16 protein-coding genes are annotated in these 15,698 nt (G+C 39.5%); 15 read left to right on the top strand and 1 reads right to left on the bottom strand.

The features are described from left to right. The first annotated feature begins 112 nt into the window (after positions 1–112). Positions 113–1,408 carry a dockerin type I domain-containing protein gene (locus I2E21_RS00535; protein ID WP_195410063.1) on the top strand — a complete coding sequence of 432 codons (1,296 nt, stop codon included), beginning with the start codon at positions 113–115 and terminating at the stop codon, positions 1,406–1,408. A gap of 1 nt (position 1,409) precedes the next feature. On the opposite strand, the gene I2E21_RS00530 is transcribed toward I2E21_RS00535, so the two are convergent. Then, positions 1,410–2,147 carry a YebC/PmpR family DNA-binding transcriptional regulator gene (locus I2E21_RS00530; protein WP_195410062.1) on the bottom strand — a complete coding sequence of 246 codons (738 nt, stop codon included), beginning with the start codon at positions 2,145–2,147 and terminating at the stop codon, positions 1,410–1,412. A gap of 206 nt (positions 2,148–2,353) precedes the next feature. On the opposite strand from I2E21_RS00530, the gene I2E21_RS00525 reads away from it, so the two are divergent. From I2E21_RS00525 to I2E21_RS00460, 14 genes are read left to right on the top strand one after another with little or no spacing between them, the layout of a single operon-like run. After that, entirely contained in the window at positions 2,354–3,238 is an 885-nt protein-coding gene (locus I2E21_RS00525; protein ID WP_022235460.1) for a YicC/YloC family endoribonuclease, read from the top strand. Between the two features lie 9 nt (positions 3,239–3,247). Continuing rightward, entirely contained in the window at positions 3,248–3,505 is a 258-nt protein-coding gene (locus I2E21_RS00520; RefSeq protein ID WP_022235461.1) for a DUF370 domain-containing protein, read from the top strand. Next, positions 3,495–4,064: a guanylate kinase gene (gene gmk / locus I2E21_RS00515; RefSeq protein WP_022235462.1), complete on the top strand. Its 570-nt coding sequence runs from the start codon at positions 3,495–3,497 to the stop codon at positions 4,062–4,064. Before I2E21_RS00520 ends, gmk begins: the two co-directional genes overlap by 11 nt. A gap of 46 nt (positions 4,065–4,110) precedes the next feature. Beyond that, complete coding sequence (gene rpoZ, locus I2E21_RS00510) at positions 4,111–4,326, top strand: DNA-directed RNA polymerase subunit omega (protein ID WP_022235463.1); 216 nt, start codon at positions 4,111–4,113, stop codon at positions 4,324–4,326. Then, positions 4,304–6,745: a primosomal protein N' gene (priA, locus tag I2E21_RS00505; protein WP_195410061.1), complete on the top strand. Its 2,442-nt coding sequence runs from the start codon at positions 4,304–4,306 to the stop codon at positions 6,743–6,745. The genes rpoZ and priA overlap by 23 nt, the downstream gene beginning before the upstream one ends. A gap of 12 nt (positions 6,746–6,757) precedes the next feature. Beyond that, positions 6,758–7,243 carry a peptide deformylase gene (def, locus tag I2E21_RS00500; RefSeq protein ID WP_022235465.1) on the top strand — a complete coding sequence of 162 codons (486 nt, stop codon included), beginning with the start codon at positions 6,758–6,760 and terminating at the stop codon, positions 7,241–7,243. Positions 7,244–7,257: 14 nt separating this feature from the next. Next, entirely contained in the window at positions 7,258–8,175 is a 918-nt protein-coding gene (gene fmt / locus I2E21_RS00495) for a methionyl-tRNA formyltransferase (RefSeq protein ID WP_195410060.1), read from the top strand. 25 nt (positions 8,176–8,200) lie between these two features. After that, positions 8,201–8,899 carry a zinc metallopeptidase gene (locus I2E21_RS00490; RefSeq protein WP_022235467.1) on the top strand — a complete coding sequence of 233 codons (699 nt, stop codon included), beginning with the start codon at positions 8,201–8,203 and terminating at the stop codon, positions 8,897–8,899. A gap of 16 nt (positions 8,900–8,915) precedes the next feature. Continuing rightward, positions 8,916–10,247: a 16S rRNA (cytosine(967)-C(5))-methyltransferase RsmB gene (gene rsmB, locus I2E21_RS00485; RefSeq protein WP_195410059.1), complete on the top strand. Its 1,332-nt coding sequence runs from the start codon at positions 8,916–8,918 to the stop codon at positions 10,245–10,247. A 4-nt stretch (positions 10,248–10,251) separates the two neighbouring features. Next, the gene (rlmN, locus tag I2E21_RS00480) at positions 10,252–11,292 is read left to right on the top strand and encodes a 23S rRNA (adenine(2503)-C(2))-methyltransferase RlmN (protein ID WP_195410058.1); all 1,041 of its coding nucleotides are present in this window, start codon (positions 10,252–10,254) and stop codon (positions 11,290–11,292) included. A gap of 1 nt (position 11,293) precedes the next feature. After that, on the top strand, positions 11,294–12,019 hold the full coding sequence (locus I2E21_RS00475; protein WP_022235470.1) for a Stp1/IreP family PP2C-type Ser/Thr phosphatase: 726 nt from the start codon (positions 11,294–11,296) through the stop codon (positions 12,017–12,019). Positions 12,020–12,039: 20 nt separating this feature from the next. Beyond that, positions 12,040–14,136, top strand: coding sequence for a Stk1 family PASTA domain-containing Ser/Thr kinase (gene pknB, locus I2E21_RS00470; protein ID WP_195410057.1), 2,097 nt, complete (start codon positions 12,040–12,042; stop codon positions 14,134–14,136). 5 nt (positions 14,137–14,141) lie between these two features. Then, positions 14,142–15,029, top strand: coding sequence for a ribosome small subunit-dependent GTPase A (gene rsgA, locus I2E21_RS00465; protein WP_195410056.1), 888 nt, complete (start codon positions 14,142–14,144; stop codon positions 15,027–15,029). A 12-nt stretch (positions 15,030–15,041) separates the two neighbouring features. Further along, on the top strand, positions 15,042–15,671 hold the full coding sequence (locus tag I2E21_RS00460) for a thiamine diphosphokinase (RefSeq protein WP_022235473.1): 630 nt from the start codon (positions 15,042–15,044) through the stop codon (positions 15,669–15,671). Positions 15,672–15,698: the final 27 nt, after the last annotated feature.

Below are 15,698 nucleotides of genomic sequence, written 5' to 3'. Positions count from 1 at the left end.
TTGCCTATCGTCATTTTAGGAATAAGTTATTTTATTTCACAAGGAGGGAAAGGGTATTAAAAAGTTTATTTATGCTGTTTTGACTATTGTTATAATGTTTTTTGTCGCAAATATGTCTGCAATTGCGGTTGAAAAATACAATTTTAATACTTTTTCAAATTGTGAAGAAGTTTATTTTGATGCTGATGATAACGGTGCGTTTGCTTTTGCGTACAACGGAAAAACTGTTTATACTCAAAGTTTTGTACCTACAATAAAGTCATACAGCTTTACCGTTGATGGTGGATTTGTAGGAGTACCTTTCATTGATAAAGATACTGTTTGTGCAGTATATATGACAAATGATTTTAAGTACCGTATAGTGCGTATTAATTGTTTTGACGGCAGAGTTAGTTATGTAAATTCCAATGCTTTAGATGACTTTAATTATACCGATATTTCAATTTGCAATAACAGGCTTTATGTTATGAAAACGGACGAAGTGTATTGTTATGTTTCGGCATATGATTTTAACGGAAAGCATTTGTCTGATTACAGATTCAGCGAAAAGAATGTGAATGCCATTACAACTAATAACGGCAGTGCATATGTTTTTCTTTATGACGGTTCCGTATACAGACTTGATGAAAACAAAGCCGAATATTGCACGAGAGTGCGTGATTGCTCGGATTTTTATAACAGCGGTGCGGGATTTTTGTCTGACAGCAGAGGATATATTTATTCGTTAAACGAAAATAAAGAATATACAAATATGTATAATTGTACAAATCCGTTTTCTGTAAGTAATGAGAGTATTTATTACTACAGATCGGGTTCTGTATATCGCACTTCTCTTAATAACAGCAGCATTACAAAGTATGAAATAAACCGAAATACCGGAAAAATTCTATATGCGTGCGGAAAAGTCGTTGCAATTACAGATGATTATTCTACTGCAACGATTATCGGTAATTCCGATTTTAAAAATATTGATTTTAATACAAATTCAGATACCAAACCGCAATCAAATAATTTCACAGATAAAAATGACGGTAATTCAAATGCGAATTTCTCCGATTATATTTTTACTGATGACGGCTTTATTTGCAATATAAAAAGCGGAACAACAGCAGCACAGCTTAAAAAGAATTGTCCGCCGATAACTTCTGTAACCGATAAAAACGGAAATAATTTGAGCGGTAAATTGAGAACAGGTGCAGTTGTAGCCACAAAAGAAACAAGCTACACTGTTGTTGTACTCGGTGATGTAACAGGTACGGGAACGGTTAGCTCAAATGATTATAAATTGCTTATGAAAACATTGACAGGTGAGAAAGAGATTTTTGGAGCATACAAAAAAGCCGCCGATTATAACCTCGACGGCTCTGTTGATAATAAGGATTTAGTTTTGATAGCACAGAGAAGATAAATCAGTCTTCCATTTCCCAGTTGTGCCAAACATTCTGAATGTCATCGTTGTCCTCAAACATATCAAGCATTTTCTGCATCTTTGTTTTATTATCCTCGTCATCAATCTTTGTGTATGTGCTCGGTACCATTTCGAGTTCGGCAGAAACGAATGTATAACCTGCTTTTTCAAGGTCATCTCTTACTGCGCTGAAATCTTCAGGCTCGGTGTAAATTGTAAATACATCTTCGTCAGCCTCAAAATCAGATGCGCCGTACTCAAGTGCGTCGCTCATAACAGTGTCTTCGTCCTTATCAAGGTCTTCACGCTCAATTACAAGTACGCCTTTCTTTGTAAACATAAAGCTTACGCAACCCTGAGTACCCATATTACCGCCGAACTTATCAAAGTAATGTCTTACTTCACCTGCTGTTCTGTTACGGTTGTCTGTAAGAGCCTCAACGATTACCGCAACACCGTTAGGACCGTATCCTTCGTATGTAACTGCCTCATAGTTTGCACCGTCACCGCCGCTGGCAGCCTTTTTGATAATACGCTCAATGTTGTCGTTAGGAACATTGTTAGCCTTTGCTTTAGCAATACAATCCTTAAGCTTTGAGTTTACGCTCGGATCAGCACTGCCGCCCTCACGGATAGCAACGATAAGCTCTCTGCCTATCTTGGTAAAAACCTTAGCTCTTGCAGCATCGTTTTTACCTTTTTTCTGTTTAATGGTACTCCATTTGTTATGTCCTGACATAAAATCATTCCTTTTTAATAAAATACTACATCCTTATTAGTATATCATATACTTATATCTGATGTAAACTAAAAAAGTTATTACAGTTTTGTAACAATCTCTTTGCTATATGAATTATAGTGTGGTATAATGTATTTAAATAAAAACAGATTTTATAAATTAAGTTTTGAAATATAAGAATTTATAATATGAAAGGAAGTTTACCAATGATAAAATCAATGACAGGCTTTGGCAGATGTCGCACTGTTTTGCATGGCAGAGAAATCAGTGTTGAGATAAAAAGCGTAAATCATCGTTTTTTTGAATTTTCCTGCAGAACTCCAAAGGGCTACGGTTTTCTTGACGATAAACTCAAGGCTCTTGTAAATTCAAGAGTATCCCGCGGTAAGATTGATATGTTTGTTACAGTAGGCGCTGCAGAAGACACACCTGCCGAGGTAAAAATTAATCATTCTCTTGTTTCGGGTTATATTAATGCAATGAAAGAGATTTCGGAAACTTACGGAATCGAAAATGATGTTACGGTTACGGCTATCTCTCGTTTTCCCGATGTATATACGGTTTCAAAAGCACCTGAAAATGAAGAAGAAATCACAGCGGATGTACTTGAGGCAGCAAATACGGCTATTGACGGATTTATTGCAATGCGTGAGGCTGAGGGCGAAAAAATGAAAGCCGATATTCTTGGCAGAGCGGAAGTTATACTTGCTACCGTTGATGAGATTGACGAGCGTTCACCGCAAACGGTAAAAGAATACGAAGAGCGTTTGCTTGACAGAATTAACCGCACTTTGCAGGATTACAATATCAATATTGACGAGCAGAGAGTGCTTACCGAAGTAGCTGTTTTTGCCGATAAAGTAGCTGTTGCCGAAGAAACCGTAAGACTTAGAAGTCACTTTGCACAGCTTTCAAAGATAATGGAATCGCAGACTCCGATCGGCAGAGAAATAGACTTTATTATTCAGGAAATGAACCGAGAGGCGAACACAATCGGTTCAAAGGTTCAGGACGCCGAAATTGCCCATAAGGTTGTAAAAATCAAGAGCGAAATTGAAAAAATGCGTGAGCAGATTCAGAATATTGAGTAAGGAGAAATTATGAAACTTATCAATATCGGATTTGGCAATCTTGTAAATTCTGATAAACTTATTGCCGTTGTTGCACCCGATGCGGCACCCGTAAAGAGAATTGTGCAGGATGCAAAATCAAAAGGAATGCTTGTTGACGCCACTTGCGGAAGAAAGTGCAAGGCGGTACTTGTAACGGAAGACGACCACATTGTGTTGTCCGCCATCTCCGCAGAGGCTATTCATAACAGAACAGTTGAAAGCGAGGAACAAAAGGATGAACAGTAAGTCTAAGGGTAAGCTCGTGCTTTACACAGGTTCTTCCGGTGTAGGCAAGGGCACAATTATGGCAGAGCTTTTAAAGCGCAATCCCAATATTCGCCTTTCGGTATCAAATACCACAAGAAAACCTCGAAAAGGTGAAATTGACGGAGTGCATTATAATTTTGTTACTAAGGAACAGTTTGAAAAACTTATAGAAGAAAACGGTTTTCTTGAGTATGCAAAGTATTGTGACAATTACTACGGCACACCTAAAAAACAGGTAGAAGATTTACTCAATCAGGGCTATGATGTATTCCTTGAAATTGAGGTTCAGGGAGGACTTCAAATTCTTGAAAAATATCCTGATGTGTTAAGTATTTTTATTCTTCCTACTTCTATAGATTCGCTTTCACGCAGACTTCACCGCAGAGGAACCGAAGATGAAAAAACCATCGCTAAGCGACTTGCAGAGGCGGAGCATGAGATGTCATTTAAGAACAGATATAAGTACAATGTTGTGAACGATGACCTCGACACAGCGGTAAACGAAGTTCTTGATATTTTAGAAAAAGAGAGTAAATAACCGATTTTTTCGGAAAATATATTATGATAATGATAGGAGATTAATTATGCATAAGGTTAATGTTGACGAATTATTCGCAGGTAAGCAAAGTAAGTATGCACTCGTTGTAGGTGTTGCAAAGAGAGCAAGAGAGATTACAGCAGAGCAGGAAGAAAGCGGTGAGGTTACAGACGACAAGCCTGTTCTCATTGCTATTGATGAAATCAAAAATCACGAAATAGGCATTTTAGAGCCTGACGATGATGAACTCCAGAATAGCTGAAATTGCTGTTGAAAAAGCAGCGTATTCCTTTGACAAGGCATTTGACTATGTGATTCCCGCTTCTATGCTTGACAAGGCGGCAGCGGGAACACGGGTTCTTGTGCCTTTCGGCAGAGGAAATCGTAAAAGGCAGGGGATAATAACCGCTGTTCATCAGGGTGAAAGCAAAGGCTTGAAGTCTGTTATTTCCGTACTTGATGATGAGCCTGTTTTAAACGATGAAATGCTTAAAACAGCCGCTTTTATGAAATCTCATTACTTTTGCACCTTTTATGAGGCTGTAAAAACAATGTTGCCTGCAGGTATTAACTACAAAGTTACTACTATGTACGGTGCAAAAGATGAAAGCGAGTTTTCCTTTGACGAACTTACGGACGAGGAAAAACGAGTTTATAATTACCTTTTTTCTAAGCGAAAAGCAGTAAAAAGCGAAGTATTGCTTGATGCTTTCGGTTACAGTACAACAGAACCTTTTGAACTCCTTGTTCAAAAAGGGGTGTTGTATAAGTCGGACGAGATTTTTCGCAAGGTTAATGACGCCGTAATGAAAATGGCGGCGGTTACTCCCGAAGTTGATATATCGGGAGTAAAACTTACCGAAAAGCAGAAAAATGTGTTTGAACTTATTGAAATGGCAGGTGCAATTTCGGTAAAAGAGGTTTGCTATTTTACAGGAGTTACCGCCGCCGTTGTGGATGCGCTTTGTAAAAAAGGACTGATATACTTTTTTGATGAAGAAGTATTCAGAATTGAAAATCGACAAAAAGACAGCTCTTTGAAAGAAATTGTGCTTTCCGAAGAACAGCAGTCTGCTTGCGATTCTCTTTACAATGAATATGATTCGCCTTTTCCGAGCGTAAGTTTGCTTTACGGAGTTACGGGTTCGGGAAAGACAAGTGTATTTATCAAACTGATTGAAAAAGTAATTGATGATGGTAAGGGCATTATTGTTATGGTACCTGAAATCTCGCTTACTCCGCAGTTTGTATCGCAGTTTGCCAAAAGGTTTGGCGATAAGATTGCGGTTTTTCACAGTGCGCTTTCACTCGGCGAAAGACTTGATGAGTACAAAAGAGTAAAACAAGGTCTTGCACAAATTGTAATAGGTACACGCAGTGCTGTGTTTGCGCCTTTTGATAAGGTCGGACTGATTATTATGGACGAAGAGCAGGAATACAGCTACAAGTCCGAAAGCTCTCCACGCTACCATGCAAGAGAGATTGCTAAGTTCCGTTGCTCGTACAACAATGCTTTGCTTGTACTTAGCTCGGCTACACCGAGTATAGAAACCTATTACTATGCACAGACAGGCAGATATTCGCTTAACACGCTTTCTGCACGATACGGTAAAGCCGTGCTGCCGGAGGTTGTTGTTGCGGATATGGGGGAAGAACTGAAAAACGGCAATACAAGCGGTTTTTCTGATGTTCTCCTGCAAAATATTGCGTATAATATTGAGCATAAAAAGCAGTCGATACTTTTGCTTAACCGCCGTGGTTACAATACTTTTGTTACTTGCAGAGCGTGCGGAGAGGCTGTGACTTGCCCGAATTGCTCAATTTCTCTTACTTACCACAGTGCAAATAACCGATTAATGTGCCATTATTGCGGCTATTCTGTGCCTTACACAGATGAATGTCCCGTATGTCACAGTCACAGACTTACTTTTGGCGGAACGGGCACACAGAGAGCGGAAAAAGATATTTCCGATATTTTTCCCGAGGCAAGGATTTTAAGAATGGATACCGATGCCACTTCGTCGAAATCTTCGTATGAAAAAATGATTTCAGCTTTTGCTGACGGTGAATATGATATTCTTGTGGGTACACAGATGGTTGCAAAGGGACTTAATTTTCCAAATGTGACTTTGGTTGGTGTGCTTAATGCCGACCATATGCTTTATGCCGATGATTACCGCAGTTATGAGCGTTCTTTTTCACTGCTCACACAGGTAGTCGGAAGAAGCGGCAGAGGCAATGACAAGGGTATGGCTGTTATTCAGACATTCACACCCGAAAATCTGATAATTTCAATGGCATCAAGACAGGATTACAATACCTTTTATTCGAACGAAATAAAGGTACGCAAGGCAATGCTGTATCCGCCGTTTGCCGATATATGCCTTGTAGGCTTTGTATCGCAGAACAGAGAAGATGCCTTTAAAGGTGCGAGAAAGTTCCTTGAACTCTTTACAGAAGAGGCAAAGAAAAATTATCCGAATATGCCGTTGCGAATATTAGGGCCTACACCTGCATTGGTGGTAAAAATAAGTAATAAATACAGGTTTAAAATTATTATAAAATGTAAAAACAATTCCGAGTTTCGTGCCCTGCTTTCAAAGATTCTTTGTGAGTTTGGCAAGAGTAAGGAATTTTCGGGCGTTACGGCTTATGCCGATATGAACGCTCTTGTATGTTAAGGAAGTGTGAATATGGCTATTAGGCAAATTGTAAAAGAGGGCGACAGCGTTCTCACAAAGCACTGCCGTGAGGTTGTTAAATTTGATGACAGACTCGCACAGCTTATAGATGATATGACAGAAACCTTGCACGACTCGGGCGGCGTAGGTCTTGCCGCACCGCAGGTTGGCATTATCCGCAGAGTTGTTGTTATTGATGTAAGTAAAGAACAAAATCAGGTTATCGAGCTTGTAAACCCTGTTATAATTGAATCAAGCGGCGAGCAGGAGGGTCTTGAGGGCTGTCTTTCTTGCCCGGGTGAATGGGGTATTACAAAGCGTCCTAACTATGTTAAAGTGAAGGCTTTTGACAGACACGGCAATGAATTTACGATTGACGGTGAAGAATTGCTTGCAAGAGCTTTTTGTCATGAGCTTGACCATCTTGACGGTATTCTTTTTAAACAGAAAGCAAGCAAGATGCTTACTCCTGAAGAATACGAAGAAATGTTTGGCTGATTTGAGGGTTAATTATGAATATAATTTATATGGGCACTCCTGATTTTGCGGTGCCTGCACTCAAAAAATTATACGAAAGCAAGCATACGGTGCAGGCTGTGTTTACACAACCTGACAAGCCAAAGGGCAGAAAAATGGTGCTTACTCCTCCTGATGTAAAGGTATGTGCGCAGGAACTTAACATTCCCGTATATCAGCCGACAACCTTTAAATCGGAAGAACCTCTTGAAATAATAAAAAAATATAATCCCGATGTAATCGTAGTTGCGGCCTATGGTAAACTTTTACCGAAGGCAGTGCTTGAAAGCGCAAAGTACGGCTGTATCAATATCCACGGTTCACTTTTGCCGAAATACAGAGGCGCGGCACCTATTCAGCAGTCGGTTCTTAACGGCGACAAAGTAACAGGTGTGACAGCTATGCAAATGGCAGAGGGACTTGACACAGGCGATATATTGACAGTAATTGAAACAAAAATCGGCGAAAATGAAACATCCGGAGAGCTTTTTGACAGACTTAGTATACTCGGTGGAGAGTTAATTATTAAAACTCTTGAAATGCTTGAGAACGGAGAAATTAAGCCTGTAAAGCAGGATGAAAGCAAGGCTACGCATACATCAAAGATTGATAAGTCGTTTTGCCCGATTGATTTTACAAAATCAGCCTACGAAGTGCATAATAAAGTCCGTGGACTTAATCCCTGGCCGATTGCGACTGCCGAACTTAACGGAAAAAAACTGAAAATTTATTCTACAAAAGTATGCGAAAAAAGCGGAAAAGCGGGCACGATAATCAGCATAAAGCCGTTGATTGTTGCTTGCGGCAGCGGTTCGGTCGAAATTATAGAGTTGCAGCCTGAGGGCAAAAAGCGTATGCCGTCAGCGGCTTTTCTTGCAGGTCATAAATTAAATATCGGTGACAGCTTTAACTGATATAGGTATATAAAGGAGAATTTTTATGTTTTATGGTTTTGACTGGACATATGTTGTGTTTATTCTTCCTTGCGTAATTATTTCACTTATATGTCAAATTAATGTTTCATCAACTTTTTCAAAATATTCTCAAATGAGAAATTCAAGAAATATGACAGGCGCACAAGCTGCCGAATTTGTTTTAAGACAAAACGGCGTCTACGGAGTGCGTATTGAAAGGGTAGCGGGAAATCTTACTGACCACTTTGACCCGAGAACTAATGTAATCAGACTTTCAGACAGTGTTTATAATGCAAATACCGTAGCAGCCGTAGGCGTTGCTTGTCATGAGGCAGGTCACGCTGTTCAGCACGCACAGAATTATTTACCGAATAAAATTCGTTCGGCAATTCTTCCGATGGCGAATATCGGTTCAAAATTAAGTTGGTTTTTGATTATATTGGGACTTTGTTTTTCCGCAAAAATCGGTTTTGTTATGTTGTATATCGGTATAGCTTTATTCGGATTTTCCGTACTTTTTACAATTGCAACTCTTCCCGTTGAGTTTAATGCTTCTAAAAGAGCGCTTGAAACTATCAAAAACGGAAATTTGCTTTACGGTGAAGAATACACGGGTGCGAAACGCACTTTGCAGGCAGCCGCTATGACCTATGTTGCATCTGCTCTTACGGCAATTTTACAGCTTTTAAGATTGCTTATAATAGCGAATAACAGAAGAAGATAAGAAAAGAGATTTTTAAATGGCTAATTCACGCAAAACTGCATTTAAAGTATTATTAAAAATTGAACAGGACGGAGCATATTCCAATATAGCACTCAATAACGCAGTAAAGGAAAGTGAGCTTTCGCCGCTTGATGCGGCTTTTACATCTGCGCTTGTTTACGGTGTGCTTGAGCGTAAAATCACTCTTGATTACATCATTAAACAATACTCTAAAATTCCGTTAAGGAAAATTGAGTTAAAGACAAAAATTATTCTCCGCCTCGGACTTTTGCAAATGGCTTTTATGGATAAAATTCCCGAAAGCGCCGCTGTTAACGAAAGTGTAAAACTTGCCAAACAGCAAAAACTGCAAAAATCCTCCGGTTTTATAAATGCAATTCTGCGCAGTTTTGCGAGAGATAATTGTAAAATAAAATATCCCGATATAAAAAATAAGGCAGAGTATTACTCGGTAAAATATTCCTGCCCGCAAATGCTTGTTAAATTATGGATAAATTCCTACGGCGAGGATAACGCAAGGGGGATTTTAGAAAATCTTAGCGGCAGACCGAATATTTACGCAAGAGTTAATACGCTGAAAACAAATACAGACGAACTTATAAGTGTGCTTGCCGATGATAAGGTAAAGGCTGAAAAAGTTGATTTTCCGAGTAATGCGGTAAAAATAGCAGATACGGGTTCAATCGAAAGATTGAAAGCCTACAAAGGCGGTTTACTGCATATTCAAGATTTGTCGTCCCAGCTTTGCGCATACTTTCTTTCTGCCGAAAAAGGACAGACCGTGCTTGATATTTGTTCGGCACCGGGCGGCAAAACTTTTACAATCGCCGAGTATATGCAAAACAGCGGAAAAATAACGGCTTGCGATATGTACAAGCATAAGCTGAAACTTATAGAAAAAGGCGCAAAAAGACTGGGTATCAATATTATTGAAACCTGCCTGCGTGACGGTGCGTCTGCCGATAAGGAATTGCCGTCGGCAGACAGAATACTTTGCGATGTGCCGTGCAGCGGACTCGGAGTGCTTTCAAGAAAGCCGGAAATTCGCTATAAAGATGACCTTATAGATACAGACCTTGCTGATATTCAGTATAAAATACTTTGCGAAAGCGCAAAATATCTAAAAAAAGGCGGAAAACTTGTATATTCGACCTGTACGCTGAATCCGCAGGAAAACAATAAAAATACAGCAAAATTTCTTGCCGAGCACAATGATTTTGAGGGAGTTAAACTTGAACTGCCTCCTGAACTTAAAAGAGCATTTGACGAAAAACCGTATGAAATAACACTTATGCCGCACACTTTTGACGGCGACGGTTTTTACATAGCTGTACTTACAAGGAGGTAATCTTTTGAGCTTAATTGATATTAAATCTCTTGACCTAAATGAGCTTACCGACTTTGTAACCGAGAACGGTTTTGAAAAGTTCAGAGCAAAACAAATATACCAATGGCTTAACAAAAATGTCACTTCTTTTGATGAAATGCTGAATATTCCTTTGAAAATCAAGGACTTTTTAAAAAGAAGTTGTTACATTTCTGTTGCAAATATTGAAAAAAAACTAATTTCAAGGTATGATAAGACAGTAAAGTATCTTTTTTCGTTCAATGACGGTGAATGTGTAGAGTCCGTTGTTATGAATTATAAACACGGATACTCAATTTGCATTTCCACACAAGTGGGCTGCAAAATGGGCTGTACTTTTTGTGCAACCGGCAAAAGCGGTTTTTCAAGGAGTTTGACTCCGTCCGAAATGCTCAATCAGATTGAATCCGCACAAAAAGATTTGAATATCAGGATATCGAATATTGTCCTTATGGGAATGGGCGAACCGCTCGACAATTTTGAAAATGTGGTAAAGTTCTTAAGACTTGTATCCGATGACAACGGTCTTAATATCGGTATGCGCCACATCACAATTTCCACTTGCGGTATTGTACCTAAAATTTATGAGCTTGCAAAGCTGCACTTCGGCATTACGCTTTCCGTGTCATTACACGCTCCTAACGATACCGTAAGGCAAAAGACTATGCCTATTGCTAAGCGATATTCTATGGATGAACTCTTAAAGGCTTGTAAAGATTATTTTGATATTACAGGCAGACGGGTTACTTTTGAATACTCTATGATAAGCGGTGTAAATGATTTTGACAGGGACGCTTACGAGCTTGCGGACAGACTTGCCGATATGAACTGTCATGTAAATCTCATTCCGGTAAACACCGTTGACGGAACAGGATACAAAAAGAGCAGTATGGAAAGGCAACAGGCCTTTGTAAATATACTTGGTCGAAAACATATTACGGCGACAGTCAGGAGAACCCTTGGAAGTGACATTAACGCTTCCTGCGGTCAGCTCAGACGAAATCATACTAACGAAGGAGGAAAATAACTTGGAAGTCTTTAGCAAAAGTGACATTGGCTTAGTTCGTTCACAAAATCAGGACGATTGCCGCTTCGGAGTTATTTCTCCCAGCTGTGCTTGGGCAGTAGTCTGTGACGGAATGGGAGGTGCCAACGGCGGCAACATAGCGAGTGCAACAGCTGTGGAATACATAAGCTCCAAAATAACCGATTTATACAAGGACGATATGACCAAAGAACAAATCGGCGAGCTTATAGCAGAAATTGTTGTAAACGCAAATATGAAAATATATGAACTTTCTTTGAAAGATCCCGAACTTACGGGAATGGGTACAACCTGCGAGTTTGTTTTTGTAAAGGATACCACGGTTCATATTGTCCATGTTGGCGACAGCCGTACCTATGCAATAAGGGGCGGCAAAATCAAACAGCTTACTGAGGATCACTCTGTTGTACAGGAAATGGTGCGCAGAGGTGAGCTTACCTATGAACAGGCACAGAATCATCCCAATAAGAATTTTATAACAAGAGCACTCGGAATAAAACCGTCTGTAAGGCTTGACTATATAGAGGCAAACTTTATTTACGGTGATGTTCTTTTAATATGCACAGACGGACTTTCCAATTGCATTACAACAGGCGATATGGTTAAAATTTGCCACGAAAACAGGGGCGAGGATCTTATTAATAAGCTTGTTGACAAGGCAAAGGAAGGCGGCGGAACCGATAATATTACCGCCACGGTTATTTATTGAGAAACGGAGAGTGAAATAAATTGGATAAATATATCGGCAAAAGACTTGATGGCCGTTATGAAATTCATGAGCTTATCGGCGTTGGCGGTATGGCTAATGTATATCGCTGTACCGATACTCTTGATGACCGTGAAGTTGCCATTAAGATTTTAAAAGATGAATACCTCAATAACGAGGAATTTATCCGTCGTTTTAAAAATGAATCAAAGGCTATCGCAACACTTTCACACCCTAATATTGTTAAGGTGTATGATGTCAGCTTCGGTGATATGATTCAGTATATTGTAATGGAATACATTGACGGCATTACACTTAAAGAATACTTTGATCAGCAGGGTATCATTGAGTGGAAAGAGGCTTTGTATCTCACAAGTCAGGTTCTTAAGGCTTTACAGCATGCGCACGAGCATGGCATTGTCCACCGTGACATAAAGCCACAGAATATTATGCTTTTACAGGACGGCACAATCAAGGTTACAGACTTTGGTATTGCCCGTTTTTCCGACAAAGCTACACGCACAATGACAGAACACGCAATTGGTTCGGTTCATTACATTTCACCGGAGCAGGCGAGAGGTGAGGCAACAGACGGCAAGTCTGACATCTACTCGGTCGGTGTTATGCTTTATGAAATGCTCACAGGTAAACTTCCTTTTGACGCAGACAGTGCAGTTTCAGTAGCTCTTATGCAGTTACAGTCAACTCCTAAGCGCCCGAGAGAGCTTAATCCCACTATTCCTATCGGACTTGAGCAGATTACAATGAAGGCTATGGAAAAGAATCCTGCCGACAGATATAATTCTGCCGCTGAAATGCTCAACGATATGGAGCGTTTCAGACTTAATCCGTCTATTGTATTTGATTATTCAAAATTTGTTGATAATCAGCCTACAAAGTTTGTTACTTCACTTAAAGATACAAAAACAAACAGTACAAAGTTTGATAAGGCTGTTGCAAAACCGGAGGAAACTCCAGAACCTGAAATCGAAACCGCAGATGAGGAACAGAAGATTGAACACAAGCCGTCTTATTATGCAATCAAGGGTATTATAATTTCTGCCGTAGTTGTGGTTGCCGTATTTGTAGGTCTTGCAATTTTCAGAGGATGTTCGACTTCACAGGCTAAAGATGTTGAAATACCGAATTTTGTCGGTAAAACTTTGGCAGAGGCCAATGCCGACAACAAAGACAATTTTAACTTTGTTGTGGAGAGCAAGTATGACGCTTCAAAAGAGCTTGGTGTAATTCTTGAACAGGAGCCTGCCGCTGATTCAAAACTTGTAAAATCAGGCTCACAGATTACTCTTAAAGTAAACGGAACAGATACAAATGCTTCGGTTCCTTATGTTCTTAATTATTCCGAAAAAGACGCATCTGCAATTATTGAGGAAAAGAGCCTTGTTCCAAAGATAATCTATGTTGAAAACACTAAAACTCCTAAGGGATATGTTGCAGAAGTATTCCCTAAGGCAGGTGTTCATACAAATATCGGTTCTACCGTTTATATTTACATTGCAAACGGCGAGAGAGATGAAAAGGTAACTATTCCGTCTGTATCCGGACTTTTACTTTCAGAGGCTAAAACAAAACTTGTTGATGCAGGTCTTACTGTAGAAACAGTTTACGATGACGAAAGTAAAGAGGCAAAAGACACAGTTCTTTCACAGTCACCGTTGCAGTACGGTAAGGTAGATAAAGGTACTGTTGTAACCCTTACTGTAAGTTCGGGTAAGGGTGATGTGGCTACAGTAAATGTATATGTAGATTTACCTACAAATGCTACTGAATCGGTTGAGATGACTGTAATTGTAGACGGTGTTGTTGATACTAAGTATTCAAAAACACTTGTGCCGCAGTACAATAAGACCTGTACTCTTGAATTTACGGGTTCGGGTACTTCAAACATTGTGGTACAGCTTGACGGTCAGGTTTACCGTGAATATTCAATTAATTATTCAACACTTGTTGTAACACAAACAGCTACTCACGAGTATGCTGTACCTACAACCGCACCTGTTGAAACACAGCCTGCATATACAGAGCCGCCTGTTACAGAGCCGCCATACACACCGGTTCAGCCAACAGATGCAACCGAACCTTCCGAGGCATCGCTTTAATTGATATGAGCAGTAACGAAGGATTATTGATGAAAGTGCTCGGCGGTTTTTACTATGTCGAGTGCGACAATCAAATATATGAATGTAAAGCAAGAGGAAGTTTCCGCAAGAGCGGAAATTCTCCTCTTGTTGGCGACAGGGTGAAAATTTCTGTTCAGAAAGAGGGCTTTGCATCTCTTGACGAAATCCTGCCGAGAAAAAATAAATTAAAGCGACCGCCGCTTGCTAATATTGATATTCTCGTAATCGTTTGTTCGACAGTTTCACCAAGTCCGAATTATGCGGTTATAGATAAAATGACCGCCGCTGCGATTAACAGCAATATGCAGCCTGTAATTGTCATTTCAAAAGATGATATTGAAAGCGGTGAAAAGGTTGCCGATATTTACAAAAATGCGGGATTTGAAGTTTTTTGTACTTCTCCGCAAAAGACAGATGAAGCAGAGAGATTAAAGGCCTTACTTATGGGCAAAGCTTCTGCTTTTACAGGCAACAGCGGTGTGGGTAAGTCAACCTTGTTAAATATGCTTTTTCCTAACCTAAGCCTTGCAACAGGTGAAATAAGCGATAAACTCGGACGAGGCAGACATACTACAAGAGCAGTTGAACTGTTTAATCTTGACGGCTGTTATATCGCAGACACACCCGGATTTTCAACCGTTGATTTGCAGAGATACGAAATTATTGATAAAGACGAACTTCAATATTGCTTTCCCGAATTTAAAGAGTATCTCGGAGAATGTATGTTTACTTCGTGTTCTCATACTTGCGAAAAAGGCTGCAGAGTTTTGCAGGCACTTGCTGACGGAGATATTGAGAAAACCCGTCACAACAGTTATGTCGCTATGTACAATGAGGTAAAAGATATTAAAAAGTGGCAGTTAAAAAAGTAAAGGGGAATTAAAATGCGTTGTACGATAATTGCGGGCTCGCCTGAAGCGGATATAGATTTTATATCGGAACAGGTTAAGGACTGCAATTATCTTATTTGTGCCGATAAGGGCTATGAATATGCAAAAAAAGCAGGTGCAAAGCCTAACCTTATAGTCGGTGATTTTGATTCGTACAGCGGTAATTTACCCGATGATTGCGAAGTAATCAAACTCAATTCACATAAAGATGATACAGACCTTTTGCATTGCATAGAGGTTGCACTGTCCCGTGGATATGATGATTTTGTTATCCTTGCCGCAACAGGCGGAAGATTTGATCATACCTTTGCAAATATTTCTGTTCTTATGTATCTTGATAAAAAAGGTGCAAGCGGAATAATCGTTTCCGACAAAGAGATTATTCGCTTTTTGAAAATGGGCGAATATAATTTTGACGGAAATAAAGGAAAAACTTTTTCAGTCTTTCCTTTTGCCTGTGACAGTGTGAATGTATCTTATATAGGTGCCGAGTATTCGGCGGAGAATCTTATTTTAACTGCGGAAGAAGCAATGGGCATTTCAAATATTTTTATTTCTGACAGAGCAAATGTAAAAATAAATTACGGAAATGCAATAATTATTATTAATCAGTTCATAAATTAAATTTAATTTACAAAAACATTATATAGT

This window comes from Ruminococcus sp. BSD2780120874_150323_B10 (genome assembly GCF_015553695.1).
GTDB lineage: Bacteria > Bacillota > Clostridia > Oscillospirales > Acutalibacteraceae > Ruminococcoides > Ruminococcoides intestinale_A.
This window is presented reverse-complemented; position numbering and strand designations above follow the sequence as displayed.